At 59.8% G+C, this 18,635-nt stretch carries 17 protein-coding genes and 1 pseudogene; 13 read left to right on the forward strand and 5 right to left on the reverse strand.

The features are described 5' to 3' along the window. Positions 1–247 precede the first annotated feature (247 nt). From GQ39_RS33950 to GQ39_RS29785, 3 genes are all read left to right on the forward strand, one after another. Positions 248–1,879 (forward strand): LuxR C-terminal-related transcriptional regulator, encoded by a 1,632-nt coding sequence (locus GQ39_RS33950; protein WP_201774187.1) that lies wholly within the window; start codon positions 248–250, stop codon positions 1,877–1,879. A 143-nt stretch (positions 1,880–2,022) separates the two neighbouring features. Further along, complete coding sequence (locus GQ39_RS29780) at positions 2,023–2,349, forward strand: hypothetical protein (protein ID WP_047537846.1); 327 nt, start codon at positions 2,023–2,025, stop codon at positions 2,347–2,349. 142 nt (positions 2,350–2,491) lie between these two features. Next, a complete protein-coding gene (locus GQ39_RS29785; protein WP_047537849.1) occupies positions 2,492–3,181 on the forward strand; it encodes a hypothetical protein in 690 nt (229 codons plus the stop codon). On the opposite strand, the gene GQ39_RS29790 is transcribed toward GQ39_RS29785, so the two are convergent. Beyond that, complete coding sequence (locus tag GQ39_RS29790; protein WP_047537852.1) at positions 3,146–3,967, reverse strand: IclR family transcriptional regulator; 822 nt, start codon at positions 3,965–3,967, stop codon at positions 3,146–3,148. The genes GQ39_RS29785 and GQ39_RS29790 overlap by 36 nt on opposite strands. Before the next feature lie 165 nt (positions 3,968–4,132). On the opposite strand from GQ39_RS29790, the gene hmgA reads away from it, so the two are divergent. Genes hmgA through maiA form a run of 3 tightly spaced genes read left to right on the forward strand, consistent with a single transcriptional unit; the run spans position 4,133 to position 7,393 of the window. After that, a complete protein-coding gene (gene hmgA, locus GQ39_RS29795) occupies positions 4,133–5,437 on the forward strand; it encodes a homogentisate 1,2-dioxygenase (protein ID WP_047537855.1) in 1,305 nt (434 codons plus the stop codon). Positions 5,438–5,440: 3 nt separating this feature from the next. Continuing rightward, the gene (gene fahA / locus GQ39_RS29800; RefSeq protein WP_047537858.1) at positions 5,441–6,745 is read left to right on the forward strand and encodes a fumarylacetoacetase; all 1,305 of its coding nucleotides are present in this window, start codon (positions 5,441–5,443) and stop codon (positions 6,743–6,745) included. A 12-nt stretch (positions 6,746–6,757) separates the two neighbouring features. After that, entirely contained in the window at positions 6,758–7,393 is a 636-nt protein-coding gene (gene maiA, locus GQ39_RS29805) for a maleylacetoacetate isomerase (RefSeq protein ID WP_047537861.1), read from the forward strand. A gap of 57 nt (positions 7,394–7,450) precedes the next feature. Here the strand turns inward: maiA and GQ39_RS29810 are convergent, their stop codons facing one another. Next, positions 7,451–8,254 (reverse strand): SirB1 family protein, encoded by an 804-nt coding sequence (locus GQ39_RS29810; protein ID WP_047537864.1) that lies wholly within the window; start codon positions 8,252–8,254, stop codon positions 7,451–7,453. Positions 8,255–8,437: 183 nt separating this feature from the next. On the opposite strand from GQ39_RS29810, the gene GQ39_RS29815 reads away from it, so the two are divergent. Then, on the forward strand, positions 8,438–9,457 hold the full coding sequence (locus tag GQ39_RS29815) for a Glu/Leu/Phe/Val dehydrogenase family protein (RefSeq protein WP_047537867.1): 1,020 nt from the start codon (positions 8,438–8,440) through the stop codon (positions 9,455–9,457). Positions 9,458–9,642: 185 nt separating this feature from the next. Here the strand turns inward: GQ39_RS29815 and GQ39_RS29820 are convergent. Next, positions 9,643–9,882 (reverse strand): annotated as a pseudogene (locus GQ39_RS29820) (YebG family protein); the annotation flags it as partial. Between the two features lie 281 nt (positions 9,883–10,163). On the opposite strand from GQ39_RS29820, the gene GQ39_RS29825 reads away from it, so the two are divergent. Continuing rightward, complete coding sequence (locus tag GQ39_RS29825) at positions 10,164–10,664, forward strand: phosphate-starvation-inducible protein PsiE (RefSeq protein WP_047537873.1); 501 nt, start codon at positions 10,164–10,166, stop codon at positions 10,662–10,664. Here the strand turns inward: GQ39_RS29825 and GQ39_RS29830 are convergent. Then, a complete protein-coding gene (locus GQ39_RS29830; RefSeq protein ID WP_047537876.1) occupies positions 10,661–10,978 on the reverse strand; it encodes a DUF3509 domain-containing protein in 318 nt (105 codons plus the stop codon). The genes GQ39_RS29825 and GQ39_RS29830 overlap by 4 nt on opposite strands. 769 nt (positions 10,979–11,747) lie before the next feature. Here GQ39_RS29830 and GQ39_RS29835 point away from each other — a divergent pair. From GQ39_RS29835 to GQ39_RS29850, 4 genes are all read left to right on the forward strand, one after another. Then, positions 11,748–12,158, forward strand: a complete 411-nt coding sequence (locus GQ39_RS29835) for an HPF/RaiA family ribosome-associated protein (RefSeq protein WP_047537880.1) — start codon at positions 11,748–11,750, stop codon at positions 12,156–12,158. A gap of 289 nt (positions 12,159–12,447) precedes the next feature. Next, complete coding sequence (locus tag GQ39_RS29840; RefSeq protein ID WP_047537882.1) at positions 12,448–13,020, forward strand: RNA polymerase sigma factor; 573 nt, start codon at positions 12,448–12,450, stop codon at positions 13,018–13,020. After that, positions 13,017–14,006 (forward strand): FecR family protein, encoded by a 990-nt coding sequence (locus tag GQ39_RS29845; protein ID WP_047537885.1) that lies wholly within the window; start codon positions 13,017–13,019, stop codon positions 14,004–14,006. The genes GQ39_RS29840 and GQ39_RS29845 overlap by 4 nt, the downstream gene beginning before the upstream one ends. A gap of 146 nt (positions 14,007–14,152) precedes the next feature. Further along, positions 14,153–16,579, forward strand: a complete 2,427-nt coding sequence (locus GQ39_RS29850; protein WP_047537888.1) for a TonB-dependent siderophore receptor — start codon at positions 14,153–14,155, stop codon at positions 16,577–16,579. Between the two features lie 117 nt (positions 16,580–16,696). Here GQ39_RS29850 and GQ39_RS29855 read toward each other — a convergent pair whose 3' ends face one another. Further along, positions 16,697–17,572, reverse strand: coding sequence for an AraC family transcriptional regulator (locus GQ39_RS29855; RefSeq protein WP_047537891.1), 876 nt, complete (start codon positions 17,570–17,572; stop codon positions 16,697–16,699). Between the two features lie 138 nt (positions 17,573–17,710). Here GQ39_RS29855 and GQ39_RS29860 point away from each other — a divergent pair, with 138 nt between their 5' ends. Beyond that, positions 17,711–18,613, forward strand: coding sequence for a DMT family transporter (locus GQ39_RS29860; RefSeq protein WP_047537894.1), 903 nt, complete (start codon positions 17,711–17,713; stop codon positions 18,611–18,613). Positions 18,614–18,635: the final 22 nt, after the last annotated feature.

Raw genomic sequence — 18,635 nt, forward strand, 5'->3', positions numbered from 1 at the left:
GGGGCGATCGGCGACGCTGCTCGACTACTTGCAACATGAACTGTTCAACACCCTGCCGCCGGAACTGCTGGAAGTCTGGCAAGTACTGGCGCACCTGCCGCGATTCAATGCCGGTCTGTGCGAGCATCTGTTTGGCGCCGGTGAGGGCGCGCAGTGGCTGCACGCCCTGCAAGACATGGGGTGTTTTATCGAACCCTGGGAGGATTCGCCCGACTGGCTGCGAGTGTTCGTGCCACTCGCCCGGGCCATGCGTGACGAGCAGGGTTCGGCGGGGCGTTCCTGGCATCGGCGTGCCTGTCAGTGGTTCACCGCCGAGCAGGACTGGCAGGGCGCGTTCGAGCAGGCGTTGCTGGCCGAAGAGTTCGAGGTCGCGGTCAGTCTGTTGCAGCACTTCAGCTTTGAGCACTTGTTCCGCCGAGAGAATGTGCGTTTGCTGCTCGATCTGCATGAGCGCCAGGGCGAAGAGTTGACCTTCGGAACGCCGCAATTGGTGGGCTTGATCACCGCAGCGTTGTTGTTTGCCGGACGTTTCGATCAGGCGGCCGCGTGTATTGAGCAACTGGTCCGGTTCACCCCCCAGCCCACGGCTGCCCTGCAACGGCAACTGCTGGCGCGCTGGCAGGCGCAGCAAGGCTGGTTGCTGCATTTGCAGGGGCGGATGGAAGCGGCGCGCACGCACTTTATCGAAGCGCTGGCCGAGCTGGGCGCTGATGCCTGGGCCGCGCGATTGTTATGCCTGTCCGGGCTGACCCAGCAAGCACTGCTCTGCGCCGACCTCGATGCAGCGCAGGCCTTCAACCGTGAGGCGCTGTGTCTGGCGCGGTCGCAAGGTTCGCTGCTCTTTGAAGGCTTGCTCGAACTCGATCACGCCCAGTGGCTGGAGCAACGCGGCGCTCCCCAACGTGCCGAAAGCCTGCTGGCGGATATCCATGAATTGTTGGATCGGCAGGCTGATCGTCCGACACCGCTGCTGGGACGAATTGCCTTGCGACGCGGACGACTGGCGCTCTGCCAGGGGCAGGACGGCCTGGCTTCCGAGCTCTTCCAGTCCGGTCTGCAAGACTGCCTGCACAGTCAGGACAAACGCGCGCTGTATGGTTTTCTCGGGCTGGCACAGGTGGCAGCCAATCAGCGCGATTACGCACAGGCCTTTGACCGGCTGCGCGATGCCGAACGCCTGATGCAGCAGCGGCAGATTCCCGACACGGTTTATCGCAGTGTGTTGCTACAAATCAGCAGTCACTTCTGGTTGCAGCAAGGTCGCGCGCCATTGGCTTGTGAAGCGTTGACCCGCGTATTGCGGCACTACCGTGGGCCTCAGGCCCGTCACGCGCCTCCGGCCACAGTGGAACTGATCGCGCGGATCGAATACCTGTTGGTGCTGGCCGAGACGTATCTGCATCAGGCGAAGCAGCCGCTGGAGCGGCTCAAGGCGTTGCTCGATCAAGCGCAACGTCACGGGAGGCTGGCGCTTGAAGCGGAGCTGCAATTGGCGATCTGCGAAGTGGCCGATCTGATGGGCGAGACGGCACTGGCCAAGTCGGCCTTGCAGGCCGGGCTGGAGCTGGTGAAACGCTGCCATTTGCAACAAGCCTTGTGCGAACTGCGCCTGCGCCAGCCGACATTGCTCAGTCGATTGGGCGAAGACGAACATATGACGCCTTCGACCCTGGACGACAATCCATTGAGCGCGCGCGAACTGGAAGTGCTCAGCCTGATTGCTCAGGGCAATTCGAATCAGCAGATCGCCGAGCAGTTGTTTATCTCGCTGCATACAGTAAAAACCCACGCGCGAAGAATTCATAGCAAGTTGGGCGTCGAACGTCGTACCCAAGCGGTGGCCATCGCGAAGAAGTTGGGGCTTATATCGTCAGGGTGAAGTGGCTGTGGGTGAAGTTATCTAAGTATAACTTGCAAGATGGCGAAACATTCTACTGCGTGCGTGATGTGCAGATTTGATTAGTATGCTTCCGGCAACAACAAACCTGATATTAATTAGTTGGCAAGCAAGGAAGATAAATCATGGAAGACCTGAATATTGAGCGAGTGCGTGCCATGTTGCATGCCAGGCTCAGTGGGCGTGGTATCGATGTCGATAAAGTGTATGTGAACGGCATTCATAAGTTTGAAGATCCGCAGGTAACTTATTCCCAAACACTGGTGTGGGCGTTCTTTCTACAGCTGCAGGACCGCGAGATTCCCCACTTTGAAGGGGAGACGCTGGGGCTGTTTACCGAGCCTTACACATTCGACCCGGCCTATCGTTTCAAGGGCCTGGACTTTGATGAGGTCAACAGAATGGGCGTGGACATCGCCCGGGTTTTTCTGGGTGACTCCGTAAACGGATGAAAGAGGTTATGCCAGCGTCAGTTGGTATGAACATCATTTATTGATTTTGTTTTCCTCAGTACCGTCGGGTTTCGACGCGTGCTGATGTGAAACAGCTGGCCGTGCAGGATGCATGTGCCTGATAACGACACCGGAAGTATTTATGAGTGACAGTTTCTTTTCTCCCCACAAGATGATGGCGTTGAAGAAAATTCGCGCAGGTTTCGCGGTAGAGGTGTTGTTGGATGAGCGGCTGCAAAAGCTCGGGGTTAACTCGTTCAAGACCTATTTGAATACATTGGATGATCTGATCAGCAAAAATGTCATCTCTTCCAAAACACTATTCGAAGAAACACTGGGTTGGGTCGAAAGTGAACAGTTGCCTAATTATGTACAGGTCCTAAATGAAATTTTCAGTCGGCGGTTTTCCTTTGAAGCCAAAGACAGGGTCAAGGCTCTGGATATGCCGGGCTTTGAGCGCATCGTCATCGATATAGTCAATGCGCTGACCAGTGCTCCCTCGATCAATCTTTCAAAACGGTCGATCAAGCCATTGGACGTTGAGACGGTACACGCGGCATTGAAATATCAAATACCCGAAGTGGATATTGATAGCGTGTACGTGACCAGTTTTATCGTTGAACTCGGGGTGCAAAAAGTCATTCAATCTAGAAGCCTGGTTGAAGATCTATACGCTCATTTGCAGGACGATGAAATTCCGTTCTATTCCGGCGAGGGGATGGGCGTTTATTCGGTCGCCTACAGTGCCGAAGAGCGTCATCTTCATCCACAGCTCACGGCGACGGATATCCGCGATTTAGTGATCGAAATCGTTCCGGATTTCCTGATCTGATTGGACGGGGCTCTCGTATCCCATGCGCCAACTGACGGCCCGCGACGCTGCGAGTAATCGCCGCGCCGCAGGGCCGTTTTCGTCGGCATGAAACAGCGACGTCGGGCCCACCACCGTCAGCACGGCCACTACTTTCCCCATCGCGTTGAACACTGGCGCCGACAACGCATCCACACCAGGCATCAGCAAACCATGCACATGATGCAGGCCGCGTGCGCGGATCTGCTCGCACATGGCGGCATAGGTTTGGTCATCCGCCAGCGCGTGGGCTGATTGCCCCTGCAATTCCTGTTCGCGCAAGTCCACGGTTTCGCGCTTGGGCAGGTAGGCGCCAAACACCAGGCCCGTCGATGAACTGAGCAACGGCAGCACCGAGCCCAATTGCGTCACAACCGTCACCGCACGTACCGCCGGTTCGATGTGCACCACGGTTGCACCCTGGTTGCCCCACACCGCCAGGAAGCAGGTCTCGTTCAAGTCGTCGCGCAACTCGGCCAAGGGCAGGGTGGCGACTTTCAGCACGTCCATACTGTTGAGTGCGGCCAACCCGACGCGCAAGGCTTCGCGGCCCAGGCCGTAATGGTTGGTGGCACTGTTTTGTTCGGCAAAACCGCTGGCGATCAGTGCCTGCAAATAGCGATGAACCTTGCTCGCCGGCATGTGCACGTGTTCGGCCAGGCGCGAGAGTGAAGTCGAGGGTGATAACTCGGCCAGGGCCTTGAGGATGTCGGTACCCACCTCGGCCGAGCGGACTTTCTGTTTACCGTTGCTGTCTGGCTTTTCCATGGAGGCGGTGTGATCCCGGGACGAATGGGCGTCTTTATAGCTTGACGGTCAATACCAATCAAATTACGTTATGCGTAATTGAATTACGATAAAAATAACCCCGGCGTGCCCAGACCTCTGCAACGGAGTGACAGGCCACTGCCCACTCCCTGTTCAGGAGGCTCCATGAACCTCGATTCAACGGCGCCAGCGCTGGTTTACCAGTCAGGCTTCGGCAACGAATTCAGCAGTGAGGCACTGCCCGGTGCGCTGCCGGTTGGCCAGAACGCTCCGCAAAAAGCCCCGTACGGCCTCTATACCGAGCTGTTCTCCGGCACCGCGTTCACCATGGTCCGCAGCGAGGCTCGGCGTACATGGATGTACCGCATCCAGCCATCGGCCAATCACCCGGCATTCGTCAAACTCGAGCTGCAACTGGCCGGTGGTCCACTGGGTGAAGTGACCCCCAATCGACTGCGCTGGAACCCACTGGATATTCCCGCTGAACCGACCGACTTCATTGACGGGCTGGTGAGCATGGCCGCCAACTCCGGCGCCGAAAACCCGGCCGGGATCAGCATCTACAGCTACCGCGCCAACCGCTCCATGGAGCGTGTGTTCTTCAACGCCGACGGCGAATGGCTGCTGGTGCCGGAGCAGGGCCGTCTGCGCATCGCCACTGAACTGGGCGTGCTGGAACTGGAGCCGCTGGAAATCGCCGTGCTGCCGCGCGGCTTGAAATTCCGCATCGAATTGCTTGACCCGCAAGCCCGCGGCTACGTCGCCGAGAACCATGGTGCGCCGCTTCGCCTGCCGGATCTGGGGCCGATCGGCAGCAATGGCCTGGCCAACCCGCGGGACTTCCTGACCCCAGTGGCCCATTACGAAAACCTCAAGCAGCCAACCACGCTGGTGCAGAAATTCCTCGGTCAGCTGTGGGGCTGCGAGCTCGATCATTCGCCGCTGAACGTGGTCGCCTGGCACGGCAATAACGTGCCGTACAAATATGACCTGCGGCGGTTCAACACCATCGGCACCGTCAGCTTCGATCATCCGGACCCGTCGATTTTCACCGTGTTGACCTCGCCGACCAGCGTCCACGGCCTGGCCAATCTCGACTTCGTGATCTTCCCGCCACGCTGGATGGTGGCCGAAAACACCTTCCGTCCACCGTGGTTCCACCGCAATCTGATGAACGAATTCATGGGCCTGATCAAAGGCGAATACGATGCCAAGGCTGAAGGCTTCGTGCCTGGCGGTGCATCCTTGCACAGCTGCATGAGCGCCCACGGCCCCGACGGCGAAACCTGCACCAAAGCCATCAATGCTGACCTCAAGCCGGTGAAAATCGACAACACCATGGCCTTTATGTTCGAGACCAGCCAGGTGCTGCGCCCGAGCCGGTTCGCCCTCGATTGCCCGCAACTGCAAACCAACTACGATGCCTGCTGGGCCACACTGCCCGCCACTTTCGACCCGACACGGAGATAACCCATGACGCAGACTTCCTTCCCTCGCAGTTGGGTTGCTTCCGCCAACGGTCATACGGATTTCCCGCTGCAAAACCTGCCGCTGGGCGTGTTCAGCGTGAAAGGTTCGGCGCCGCGCAGTGGCGTGGCCATCGGTGAGCATATTGTCGACCTGGAGGCCGCACTCGCTGCCAGCCTGTTCGATGGCGCAGCAAAAGCCGCCGTCGAAGCCACCCTTGGCGGTCAGTTGAATGCGTTCTTCGAACTCGGTCGTGAAGCCCGCGTGGCCTTGCGTCAGCGTTTGATCGAGTTGCTCGAAGAAGGCAGCAGCCTGCGCGGCAAGATCGAAGCCCAAGGCGCAAAACTCCTGCCGCTGGCGGCGGATTGCGTGATGCACCTGCCGGCGAAAATCAACGACTACACCGACTTCTACGTCGGTATCGAACACGCGCAGAACGTCGGCAAACTGTTCCGCCCGGACAACCCGTTGCTGCCGAACTACAAGTACGTACCGATCGGCTACCACGGCCGCGCCTCGACCATTCGCCCCTCCGGCACTGACGTCCGTCGCCCGAAAGGCCAGACCTTGCCGGCCGGTCAGAGCGAACCGACTTTCGGTCCGTGCGCGCGCCTGGACTACGAACTGGAACTGGGCATCTGGATCGGCCAGGGCAACGAGATGGGCGACGCCATCGCCATTGGTGACGCCGCCGATCACATTGCTGGTTTCTGCCTGCTCAACGACTGGTCGGCACGGGATATCCAGGCCTGGGAATACCAGCCGCTGGGGCCGTTCCTGTCGAAGAGCTTCATCACCAGCATCTCGCCGTGGGTCGTCACGGCCGAAGCGCTGGAGCCGTTCCGTCGTGCTCAACCGGCCCGTCCTGAAGGTGATCCACAGCCGCTGCCATACCTGTTCGACAAGCGTGATCAGGCGGCTGGCGGTTTCGACATCGAACTGGAAGTGCTGCTGCTGACCGAAGCCATGCGCGAGCAGAACCTGCCTGCCCATCGCCTGACCCTCAGCAACACAAAACACATGTACTGGACCGTGGCGCAAATGGTCGCGCACCACAGCGTCAACGGCTGCCAGTTGCAGGCCGGCGACCTGTTCGGATCGGGCACCCTGTCCGGGCCGGAAAATGGTCAGTTCGGCAGCCTGCTGGAAATCACCGAGGGCGGTAAAAAACCGATCGAATTGGCGTCGGGCGAAGTGCGCAAATTCCTTGAGGACGGTGATGAAATCATCCTGCGTGGCCGTTGCAGCCGTGAAGGTTTTGCGTCCATCGGTTTCGGCGAATGCCGTGGCAAAGTGTTGCCGGCACGCTAAGGGGAAGGGGTCATGCAGCTCTACACCTATTACCGTTCGACCTCGTCCTATCGGGTGCGCATCGCATTGGCGCTCAAAGGCCTGGATTACCAGGCACTGCCGGTCAACCTGATCGCGCCGCCGGGTGGCGAGCACCGCCAGCCGCCGTATCTGGCCATCAACCCGCAGGGCCGCGTGCCGGCCTTGCGCACCGATGAAGGCGAGTTGCTGATCCAGTCACCGGCGATCATCGAGTACCTGGAAGAGCGTTATCCACAGGCGCCGCTGCTGTCGAAAGACCTCGCGGCCCGCGCCCGTGAACGTGGCGTGGCGGCGGTGATCGGCTGCGATGTGCATCCATTGCACAACGTCAGCGTGCTCAACAGGCTGCGCCAGTTGGGACACGACGAGCCGCAGGTGATGGAGTGGATCGGGCACTGGATCAGCCAGGGGCTGGCGACTGTGGAGCAATTGATCGGCGACGAAGATTACTGCTTCGGGCCTGAGCCAGGTCTGGCCGACGTCTACCTGATCCCGCAGCTGTATGCGGCCGAGCGCTTCAATATTGCACTTGAAGCTTATCCGCGCATCCGTCGTGTGGCGGCGCTGGCGGCGACTCATCCGGCGTTCATCAAGGCGCATCCGGCGAATCAGCCAGATACGCCTTGAATCCCGACACAAATCCCCTGTGGGAGCAGGCAAGCCCGCTCCCACAGGGGATTGCGATCAATGCACGACGGAATTGGGCGGCAAATGCCCCAGCCGTTCAGTGAGGCGAATCCGCTGGATCGGGTCGTCGCTGAGCAACAGCGCATGCTCCAGGTCGAAGCGCTCGGCGTTCGGGCAGTCCAGCCGTTGGTAGAGACTGGCCCGGGCCAGATAGTCGGCGGCATTGCCATTGCCCAGTTCCAGCACGCGTTCGGCGTCGATCAAGGCGCCGATGTAATCGTCGTGGGAAAGGTGCAGTTGACGCAGGTTGCGCGACAGGCGCTGCAGCATCTGCACGGGATCGGCGGTAACCAAGTGTTCGGCGCTGAGTTTCATGTTCGGGCCGTATTGGCGTTGCAGTAATTCCCGACAATCGTTGGGGTATAGCCGGCGGCCGCCGCACGGATCGAGCAAGTGATCGGCCCCCGGTACGCGCAGCAGGAAATGCCCTGGAAAGTTAACCCCGACCAAGGGGATTTCCAGGCCCCTGGCCAGCTCCAGGGCAATCAGCCCCAGGGAAAGCGGTTGCCCGCGACGCAACTCCAGCACCTTGTTGAGCAAGGCCACCTGTGGGCGCAGTGGGCTGAAGTCGTCCTGGGCGAAACCCAGGTCATTCATGCGGCGTAACAAGGGTTGCGCCAGTTCGTTGACCGGCAGCATCGGCAAGCCGGAACTCGCGCGCTGTTGCAGCTCATGGAATTCCTTTAGCAACGCCTCGGGATTGACCTCGTTGTCATGTTCGGCCGCAATCCATAGCGCTGCCTCGAACAGCGCGGGCGGTGAACGTTGCAGACAGGCAAAAAACGATTGGCGCGGTGTCATCAGAATCTCCGGGCAATGCCTCGTTTTAGCCCCGTCGCCAGCATTCGTCCAGTGTCATGCAGAGGCTGATTCAGGTTATTTCCGAATGCTTGCATCAAGGCTGCGCTTATTCCGGTGCGCTTCTGCAATTTTTGGGCGCAAGCCTATACTGGCGACTACAAGAAGTGATTCGGGAGCCTTACGATGTTCGCTCTCATGCAAAGCACTCGCCTTGAATCGCTGCATCTGAGCGTCGACCCGGTCACCGGGTTGAAGGCGGTCATTGCCATTCATAACAGCCGACTGGGGCCCGCCCTGGGTGGTTGTCGTTACCTTGCCTACCCCAACGACGAATCTGCGATCGAGGATGCGGTGCGCCTGGCCCAAGGCATGAGCTACAAGGCCGCGTTGGCCGGCCTGGCCCAGGGCGGTGGCGTGGCGGTGATCATTCGGCCGGTCCATGTGGCCAACCGTGCGGCGCTGTTCGAGGCCTTCGGGCGCTGCATCGAGCAGCTCGACGGCCGCTACATCACTGCCATCGACAGCGGCACGTCGGTGGCGGACATGGATTGCATCGCCCAGCAGACCCAACATGTCACCAGTACCACCTCGGCGGGCGACCCTGCGCCCCATGCGGCGATGGGTGTTTTTACCGGCATTCGCAGCACCGCGATGGCGCGACTGGGCAGCGACAATCTCGAAGGTTTACGCGTGGCGATTCAAGGCCTGGGCAATGTCGGGTTTGCGCTGGCAGAACAACTGCACGCCGCGGGTGCCGAGCTTCTGGTCAGCGACATCGACCACGGCAAGGTGCAACTGGCCATGGAGCAACTCGGTGCACACCCGATCGCCAACGATGCATTGCTCAGCACCCCTTGCGACATACTTGCTCCCTGCGGCCTGGGTGGCGTGCTCAGCAGTCACAGCGTGACGCAGCTGCGCTGCTCGGCAGTGGCCGGTTCGGCGAATAATCAGCTGACTCATCTGGATGTCGCCGATCAGTTGGAGCGGCGGGGCATTCTGTATGCACCGGATTATGTGATCAATGCCGGGGGACTGATCTACGTTTCGCTCAAGCACCGTGGCGAAGAGTTGTCGACCATCACGGCCCACCTGTCAAAAATCAGCTCTCGGCTGACGGAAGTCTTCGCCCACGCCCAGGCGGAAAAGCGTTCGCCGGCCCGGGTGGCGGATGAATTGGCGGAGAAAGTCTTGTATCGCTGAGTGGATTTCCCGGCATGAAAAAGGCCCTGACTCCATCGGACTCAGGGCCTGTTCAATTCGGGCGTTGCTTACTTTGCTGCTTTGGCGGCCTTGGCTGGTTTCGCCGGGGCGATAGGCTCGGCCACTGGCTCCTCGACGGGCGTCGCCACTTCAACCGGTTCCGCGACTTCGACAGGTGCGCTGAGCAATTCGGACAACGCATCCGGCTGGCTCTTGAACGCCTTGGCGAACACATCGCGGTTCTTCGCCATGTAGATCCCGGCTTCTTCCACTTGCTGCTCGGTCAGGGACGGAACGGCTTTTTGCAACACTTCTGCCAACAACTCGGCCAGTTCGAGCATTTTGTCATGACGGTCAGCTTCGGCTTTATCCATGAACAAGCGCTCCAGATCTCGGCTGCTGCGGTATACCACTTCGACGGCCATTCACCACCTCACATGCCTTCACATTTGGTTGTCTGATTCGACTACTGTATCTATATACAGCGAAAAGGATAAGCGAAACCCCAGGGTTTGGGTAGTGGCTTTTTAATCTAGACCGAAAACAGGGTTTGTCAGGCTCGTCGATGACAGGTGGGTGCGACCAAACGTCACGGAGCGCGTTCCAGAGCGCCCCGCCATCATGGCGTGGCCTTGTTTCTGCATGCAGAACAATCGTCATGTCCAACCCGCATTATCCGGTCGAGCCGACCTAAGGAAGCATCATCGTGAAAATCAACTGGGCAGAAAACCTGCGGCAGAACGTGCATGAACTGGCCGAGTCCCTGGGCAACCTGTTCGTCGAAACCTTTCACTATCTGGCGCTGTTCGCCATTGGTGCGGTAACCGCGTGGGCAGCGGTGATGGAATTTCTGGGAATGATCGAACAGGGGCACATCAAGATCGATGACATCTTGCTGCTGTTCATCTATCTGGAGCTGGGGGCGATGGTCGGGATTTACTTCAAGACCAACCACATGCCGGTGCGTTTCCTGATCTACGTGGCGATCACGGCGCTGACACGGTTGCTGATTTCCAATGTCTCGCACCACAACCCGCCGGACATCGGGATCATTTACCTGTGTGGCGGGATTCTGCTGCTGGCGTTTTCGATTCTGGTGGTGCGTTACGCTTCGTCGCAGTTCCCATCGGTGAAAATTGAAAACCCGCACCGCAAGACAGGCGCGGGTTCCAGTGAACATCCGGAAGTGGAGAAGGGCGAGCTTTAAAACCCCATGGCGGGTCGAGGCCGGCCTTTGGCAGGTGGCGGCGGCAGGTTGCGCGTGTCGCCATCGGTCATGGCTTCGAGAATGGCCACGGCGCTGTGGCCCTGTTCGATGGCAATGCCGAACTGAATGCTTTGTACCAGGCGTTTGAGGCGCTCGGGGTCGTTGCGCTGGTCAGCACTGATCATGCGTTTGGCCACGATATGGCCGCTATTGGACAGGGTCAGCATGATGCAGCCATCGAGACCCTGAATGCTCAGGTTGATCTGATAATCCGCTGCAAAAGCATCGGTAATGAGCTGGAAAGGGTTGTCCATGATGCGTCACCGCCTGATTGAACGTGCAGTTGTTGACCGGTCGATATCGGGATTAGTTCGCAACACCGGACCATCGGCCTTCATGGCCAAATCGCCATCAATGCTTGCAACAAGGATGTAGCAAGGGGCATGCCGGAAAGATTGTCGGACAATCATGGCTGTGGAAAAGCCGAGGGGCTCTACAGCGAATACGCGCCAGGTAACCCCTTCAGGCGCTGGCTTGCTGGCGACAGCACAGTAACGATTGGCACGGGTGTCGCCGGATGAATCGCCTTCACCTGCAAGCCGGGGCCTACAGGGATATGTGCTGCTCATGTGTGCCCGCCTGCCCATTTGAGGGCAATAAACCTGGGCGTGCCTCCAAAGCGATCAGCCCTCCACCCGGTTCACCGTCAAACCGCCCGGCACGACCGTTACGAGTCTGGGGTATTGGAGTTCTATCTGAGTGCTACCGGCCTCGAAGGCACGGATGTGGGGCGATTGCCGGCGTGGGCGCTGGAGGAGGACGCGGGGATTTTTTGCGGCCAGTATCCGCTGCGGACCAGCAAATGTGAGGATTTGTGACAGAGGAGCAGGGCGACTCAACTCCCGACCTTAACAGCGCTTTTGCCGGTTGTCCGGCTTTTTTTGCGATTAAAAATTTATCTTTTTTTAGGGGTTGAATTGTTCAGCGTACAGACCGATTGTGTAAATCAAGAGGTCACGGTGATGACGCCCAAGGGCTTAGCTGACCGGCCTCTCGCGAGCTAGCTGAAATAAGGGATGAACTATGCAAATCCAAGTCAACAGCGATAACCATATTCAAAGCAGCATCCGACTGGAGGAGTGGGTACGTACTACCATTGAGAGCACGCTCGAACGTTATGAGGAGGACCTGACCCGAGTGGAGGTTCACCTGCGGGACGAGAACGGCGACAAGCCTGGTCCCCACGATCTACGCTGCCAACTGGAAGCGCGGCCAAAAGGCCACCAACCGATTTCCGTTACCCATAAAGCCGCCAGCCTGGAACTGGCGATCGATGGAGCTGCCGAGAAACTCGAGCACGCACTGGAACACCTGTTCGGCAAATTGCGCGGCAAGCCACGAGCCACTGTGGTGCCGTTCGAGCGCGAGGCTAACGCCGACGTGCTGCTGGAAGAAGAGTTTCTTGAAAACGAGCAGGCTGCGCAAAACGGCTGAAACCTGATTCACTTTTAAACCACCCACTCGAACGGGCCTGCATTGCAGGCCCGTTTTGTTTTCAGCGTCGTGGGCCTTGGAAAGCTGTTTCACCTATTATTTTTTTTGCGCATGAGAATATTTATCATTAGTATTGGCGACCTTGTTGGCCCGTGATGTTCACGCGGCTTCATCGGTTTACAGGTCGCGACATGAAAGGCACCCTCGGCACGTCCCCTCGTTTTACCGTTGATGCTCCGTGCGGTGCTGCTGGCCAGGCTGATTACCGCATTGGCGCAGTACTGAATCGATGATCACTCGTCCACCCGAACCCCGCGAAATCCAACGCGATGGCCTGCACGGCGACCGTGCGCATTTTCTTCAGGTATTCCTCTCGCAACGTTCGCAAATGGAAGCGCTGGTCAGTCGTCGCGTCGGCTGCCGGGCGACGGCGGCGGACCTGGTTCAGGACCTGTTCCTGCGTTTCTGGCGACGGCCGCTGGTGCAGGTCGAAGAGCTCGGCACCTACCTGTTGCGTTGCGCGGGAAACATCGCCATCGATCATTTGCGCAGTGAAGGCACGCGGGTGCGGGCCAGCGAAGGTCTGATGGTCGAACCGGTGGATGGCGTGGGCAGCGAACCGCAAGCGGCACTGGAGGCGGGCAACGATCTGCGTCATGTCGAGGCGGCATTGCGCGCATTGCCCGAACGCACGCGGCAGATCTTTCTGCTCAATCGTATCCATGGCCGCAAATATGCCGAGATCGCGAAGGCGATGGGACTGTCCCAAAGTGCCGTGGAAAAACACATGATGCGCGCGCTCGAGGCCTGCAAGGCCAGCCTGCGGGAACCCGAACCTCGCACGCCAGGGAAAGCGAAGTGAATACCATTGAACCCGTCATCCCGACGCCAGCACAGGAACAGGCGGCACTGGCCTGGCTGAGTCTGCTGCACGACCAGCCCAGCAGCGGTGATCAGGCGACGTTCAGCCAGTGGTTGCAGGCCGACCCGGCCCATGCCGAGGCATATGCCCGTGCTCAGGTTGTCTGGGAACTGAGCGAAGTGCCGGCGCGGACGATGGCGGATGAGGATGCATCGGCCCTGCAAGGTTATCTCGACGCCATGAACCGCTCGCGCCGCCGCAGCGTTGTGCGTTGGTCCGAGGCGTTGGCCATGGCGGCATGCCTGCTGTTGATGATCAGCCTCGGTACGGGTTGGCAGCTCTCGCGCTGGGTCGATGACCTGGGGGCCGATTATGTGTCGGCACCGGGGGAAATCCGCACCGTCACCCTGGCCGATCAGTCGCAAGTCACCCTCGATACCGACAGCGCCATCGCCGTGGATTTCAGTCGTGGCGAGCGGCATGTGCAGGTGCGACGAGGGGCCGGTTTTTTCAACGTGACCCACACCGGCGAGCCGTTTGTGGTGGAGGCCGAAAAGGGCCGCGCCCAAGTGTTGGGCACGCAGTTCGAGGTGCGCCTGCAACCCCATGGGGCGAAGGTCACGGTGTTGTCCGGGCGGGTCGGCGTGACGGCGGACAGGAACGCCGGGCAGCAGGTCCTGACGGCCGGTCAGCAAGTGGCATATGGCAAAGGCCTGGCGGAAAAACTCCACGCGGTGGACAGCGAAGCGCAGTTGGCGTGGCGCCAGGGGTGGCTCAATTACTACAAAGCGACACTGGCCGATGTGGTTCAGGACCTGGAGCGCTATTACCCGGGACGGATCGTGTTGCTCAACGATGAACTGGCGAAACGTCGAGTCAGTGGCAGCTTCCCGAGCAAGGACCCGCAGTCGGTGCTGAGTTCGTTGCAGACAGTACTGGGATTTGAGCAACACCAGCTTCTGGGGCATTTGATTATTTTGCGTTGACCCTTATGGCGCCATCGCTGGTCTGCCAATCACCCTCGATTAAATTATTTTCAACTTTGTGCTGAGGTAAATCCGAACGCCATTCGTGTAGTGACTGAAACTGCGATTCATTCGCATCCATTGCGGTTCTACACAGGTCACGAGTCATGAAGTCCAGGGCAAAATCGGGTTCGGTCAAACAATGGTTGGGTGTTGCGGCGTTGAGCTTTTCGGCGTTGGCGTTGTTGCCGCTGAGTGTGGCAATGGCTGCAGACACCCGTGCCCCGCAACGCGCGCCCTTCAGTTTTTCGATGGCCGCCAAACCGCTGCCCCAGGCCCTGAGCGACTTCAGCCGCGTCACTGGCATCAGTGTGATCTACACCGATGAAGCGCCCTACGGCCTCAACGCGCCGGCCATCAACGGCCAGATGAGTGCCGAACAGGCGCTGCAGCGTTTACTCAGCGGTTCAGGCTTCACCTTCCGTCGCACCGACGATCACACCATCGCACTGGAACCGCAGCCCACCGAAGGCGCCTTGAACCTAGGGGCGACCACCATCACTTCGGTGATGGATCAATCCACCAGCTACCAGCCGCCGCCCACCAGTTCGATCATGCGCAGTTCGGCGCCGATTCAGGAGATCCCGCAGACCATCAACGTGGTGGCGGCCCAGGTCATTCGCGATCAGGCACCGCGTAATCTGGATGACGCGCTGGCCAACGTCAGCGGTATTACCCAGGGCAATACGCTGGGCAGCACCCAGGATTCAGTCATGACCCGCGGCTTCGGCGACAACCGCAACGGCTCGATCATGCGCGACGGCATGCCCCTGGTGCAGGGCCGTGGCATGAACGCCACGGTGGACCGGGTTGAAGTGCTCAAGGGGCCGGCTTCGTTGCTCTACGGGATTCAGGACCCGGGCGGTGTGGTGAACATGGTCAGCAAAAAGCCAGAACTTGAGCAGTACAACGCCCTGACCCTGCGCGGCTCGACTTACGGTGAAGGAAAAAACGGCAGTGGCTGCAGCTTCGACAGCACCGGCGCCCTGGGCACCTCCGGGCTGGCCTATCGCATGGTGCTGGACCACGAAGACGAAGATTACTGGCGCAACTACGGTGTACATCGCGAGACTCTGGTGGCGCCGTCGCTGGCCTGGTTCGGCGAGCGCACCAAGCTGCTCTTCGCCTATGAGCATCGCGAATTCCTCACCCCGTTCGACCGTGGCACCGTGATCGATCCGCGCACTAACCACCCCTTGGACATCTCTCGCAATGAGCGCCTCGACGAGCCGTTCAACGACATGGAAGGGCGTTCGGATCTCTATCACTTCGAGGCCGATCACGAACTCAACGACAACTGGAACGCCCACTTCGGCTACAGCTGGAACCGCGAAACCTACGACGCCAGCCAAGTCCGTGTCACCGCCATCGACACCGGCAAAGGCACCCTGACTCGCAGCATGGACGGCACGCAGAATGCGATCAGCACCGACCGGTTCGCCACGGCCAGCCTTGAAGGCAAGGTCAATGTCGCGGGCATGCAGCATGACTTGGTGTTCGGGATCGATGACGAGTACCGCAAGATCTACCGCGCCGACCTGATCCGCCAGAAAAGCCTGAGCACGTTCAGCTACCTCAACCCGGTCTACGGCCGTGAAGTCCAAGGCACCACAGTCAGCCCGGCGGACAGCGCCCAGACCGATTTGCTGCGCAGCGATTCGGTGTTTGTGCAGGACTCGATTCACCTCACCGACCAGTGGATTTTTGTAGCGGGCGGGCGTTTTCAGGCGTACGACCAGTACGCCGGCAAAGGCGTGCCGTTCAAGGCCAACACCGACAACAACGGCCAGAAATGGGTGCCGCGCGCCGGCCTCGTCTATCGCTACACCGATGAGCTGTCGTTCTACGGCAGCTACACCGAATCTTTCAAACCCAACTCGACCATCGCCCCCCTGAGCGGCAGCAGTACCGTGCTCGATGGCAGCATTGCACCGGAAGAAGCCAAGTCCTGGGAGATCGGTGCCAAGCTTGATATGCCGGGGCGGGTCACGGGCAACATCGCCCTGTTCGATATCAAGAAACGCAACGTGTTGGTGGCCAACTCCGAAGGACCGGTCACGATCTACAGTGCGGCCGGCGAAGTGCGTTCCCGCGGCCTTGAACTGGATCTAAGCGGTCAACTGAGTGACCGCTGGAGCATGATTGGCAGTTACGCCTACACCGATGCCGAAGTGACCGAGGACCCGGACTACAAGGGCAATCAACTGCAAAACGTGGCCAGGAACAGCGGTTCGCTGTCGGCGGTGTACGACTTCGGCCGCGTTATCGGTGGCGATCAGCTACGGGTCGGTGCGGGAGCGCGTTATGTCGGCGAGCGGGAGGGCAACGCGGTGAACGATTTCGATCTGCCGGGCTACACCGTTGCCGACGCATTCGCCACCTACGACACGCAGCTTGATGGGCAAAAGGTCAAGTTCCAGCTCAACGTGAAGAACCTGTTTGACCGCACCTACTACACCTCGGCGGCGAGCCGGTTCTTTGTGTCGATGGGTGATTCGCGGCAGGTGACGTTGTCGAGTACGTTGGAGTTCTAACGCAAGACCGCGTCATCGTTTATCGCGAGCCGGCGCGCTCCCACAATTGGAATGCATTCCCCTGTGGGAGCGAGCCTGCTCGCGATGGCGGTCTGACAGCCGCTTGATATCCCGAACCTAGCGCAAAAACGCCTGCCGATATTCGCCCGGCGTCCCCCCCGAGACCTGGCGAAACCGGTTGGTGAAGTGACTGGCACTGGCAAATCCGCAGGCCAGCGCGATGTCCCCCAGCGGCTGCGATGTCGAGCGCAACAACTCCCGCGCCCGGCTCAGTCGCCGTGCCAGCACGTACTGATGCGGCGGCAGGCCGAAGCTTTCGCGGAACATCCGCGCAAAGTGGTATTCCGACAGCGCGCACAGCGCTGCCAGTTGTCCCAGGCTGATGGCTTCGCCCAGCTGGCTGTCGATGTAATCCACCAACTGTCGCCGCTGATGCGCCGCCAACCCGCCCTTGAGTCGTAATCCGTCGCGCAGGCCGACCTGACTGAGCAAGGCATGGCTGAGCATTTCGTGGGCCAGGCTGCTGGTGAGCAGGCGTTCGCCGGGTTCATCCCAATTGAGGCCGATCATCTGTCGAAAGCGCCGCGCTTGCAGCGGGTCGTCGAGGAACGTGCCTTCGCGCAACTGCACTTCACGGGGCTCGCGGTCCAGCAGCGTGACGCAGCCGAGGGCGAATTGTTCCGGGCTGAAATAGAGGTGGGCCAGACGAATGTCGCCGTTGATCACCCAGCCTGACTGATGATCGGCCGGCAGGATGCACAGCTTGTCCGGTCCACCCTTGGTGCCGGGCTGATCGCGGCGAAAAGTGCCGGTGCCGCCCGCGATGTAGCAGGACAAAGTGTGGTGGCTCGGCGCTTCGTAATCCTGGGCGTCGTGATGGTTGCTCCACAAGGCTGCCGCCATGCCGTCACCGAGCTCGGCGCTGTGCTCGAGGCGAGCATTGGGCGAGCGGTTAAGGGCTTGAAAGACTTGCAGGGTTTCCAGTGCGGGCATGATCAGTTTTCTCCAACGCCTTGCATCCTACTCCGTAGGCGTGCGCCTGCCAGCCAGTGGCGCGACAAAAGCGCAAGTTTATGCAAGTGCGCCATGGCGCGACGCAGGACACTGGGCACCTATCGAGGAGCCTTTGTCATGAACCTTTCGTTGTATTTATTGACCGTGCTGATTTGGGGCACCACCTGGATTGCCTTGAAATGGCAGTTGGGTGTCGTGGCGATTCCCGTGTCGATCGTTTATCGCTTCGGCCTCGCCGCACTGGTGCTGTTTGTAATGTTGCTGCTCAGTCGGCGGTTACAGGTGATGAACCGTCGTGGGCATTTGATTTGCCTGGCGCAAGGGCTGTGCCTGTTCTGCGTCAACTTCATGTGCTTCCTGACGGCCAGCCAGTGGATTCCGAGCGGTCTGGTCGCCGTGGTGTTTTCCACCGCGACACTGTGGAATGCCCTCAATGCACGGGTGTTCTTCGGCCAGAAAATCGCCCGCAACGTGTTGATGGGCGGCGCGCTGGGCTTGTGCGGCCTGGGCCTGCTGTTCTGGCCGGAACTGGTCGGCCATACCGCCAGCCCGCAAACCCTGCTCGGCCTGGGTCTGGCGCTGTGCGGCACCCTGTGTTTCTCGGCGGGCAACATGCTGTCGAGCCTGCAACAGAAGGCCGGGCTCAAGCCGCTGACCACCAACGCCTGGGGCATGGCCTATGGCGCGGCGATGCTGTCGGTGTGGTGCCTGGTCAAGGGCATTCCATTCGATGTGGAGTGGAGCGCCCGCTACATCGGTTCGCTGTTGTACCTGGTCATTCCGGGTTCGGTGATTGGTTTCACGGCTTACCTGACACTGGTCGGGCGTATGGGGCCGGAGCGCGCCGCGTATTGCACCGTGTTGTTCCCGGTGGTGGCGCTGAACGTGTCTGCGTTCGCCGAGGGGTATCAATGGACCTTGCCGGCCCTGATGGGGCTGGTGCTGGTGATGCTGGGCAACGTACTGGTGTTCCGCAAGCCCAAGGCGCCGATGGTTCAAGGCAATGGCAAGCTGGCTTGAAGCCTTGTCAGGGTCGAGTGTG

Source organism: Pseudomonas sp. 11/12A, from assembly GCF_000800055.1.
GTDB classification, from domain to species: Bacteria; Pseudomonadota; Gammaproteobacteria; order Pseudomonadales; family Pseudomonadaceae; genus Aquipseudomonas; species Aquipseudomonas mohnii.

Bases quoted from the DNA above. Each gene is read 5' to 3' on its own strand.
- GQ39_RS33950 (WP_201774187.1), top strand. From the start codon at position 248: ATGCGTGACGAGCAGGGTTCGGCGGGGCGTTCCTGGCATCGGCGTGCC.
- GQ39_RS29780 (WP_047537846.1), top strand. From the start codon at position 2,023: ATGGAAGACCTGAATATTGAGCGAGTGCGTGCCATGTTGCATGCCAGG.
- GQ39_RS29785 (WP_047537849.1), top strand. From the start codon at position 2,492: ATGAGTGACAGTTTCTTTTCTCCCCACAAGATGATGGCGTTGAAGAAA.
- GQ39_RS29790 (WP_047537852.1), bottom strand. From the start codon at position 3,967: ATGGAAAAGCCAGACAGCAACGGTAAACAGAAAGTCCGCTCGGCCGAG.
- hmgA (WP_047537855.1), top strand. From the start codon at position 4,133: ATGAACCTCGATTCAACGGCGCCAGCGCTGGTTTACCAGTCAGGCTTC.
- fahA (WP_047537858.1), top strand. From the start codon at position 5,441: ATGACGCAGACTTCCTTCCCTCGCAGTTGGGTTGCTTCCGCCAACGGT.
- maiA (WP_047537861.1), top strand. From the start codon at position 6,758: ATGCAGCTCTACACCTATTACCGTTCGACCTCGTCCTATCGGGTGCGC.
- GQ39_RS29810 (WP_047537864.1), bottom strand. From the start codon at position 8,254: ATGACACCGCGCCAATCGTTTTTTGCCTGTCTGCAACGTTCACCGCCC.
- GQ39_RS29815 (WP_047537867.1), top strand. From the start codon at position 8,438: ATGTTCGCTCTCATGCAAAGCACTCGCCTTGAATCGCTGCATCTGAGC.
- GQ39_RS29830 (WP_047537876.1), bottom strand. From the start codon at position 10,978: ATGGACAACCCTTTCCAGCTCATTACCGATGCTTTTGCAGCGGATTAT.
- GQ39_RS29835 (WP_047537880.1), top strand. From the start codon at position 11,748: ATGCAAATCCAAGTCAACAGCGATAACCATATTCAAAGCAGCATCCGA.
- GQ39_RS29840 (WP_047537882.1), top strand. From the start codon at position 12,448: ATGATCACTCGTCCACCCGAACCCCGCGAAATCCAACGCGATGGCCTG.
- GQ39_RS29850 (WP_047537888.1), top strand. From the start codon at position 14,153: ATGAAGTCCAGGGCAAAATCGGGTTCGGTCAAACAATGGTTGGGTGTT.
- GQ39_RS29855 (WP_047537891.1), bottom strand. From the start codon at position 17,572: ATGCCCGCACTGGAAACCCTGCAAGTCTTTCAAGCCCTTAACCGCTCG.
- GQ39_RS29860 (WP_047537894.1), top strand. From the start codon at position 17,711: ATGAACCTTTCGTTGTATTTATTGACCGTGCTGATTTGGGGCACCACC.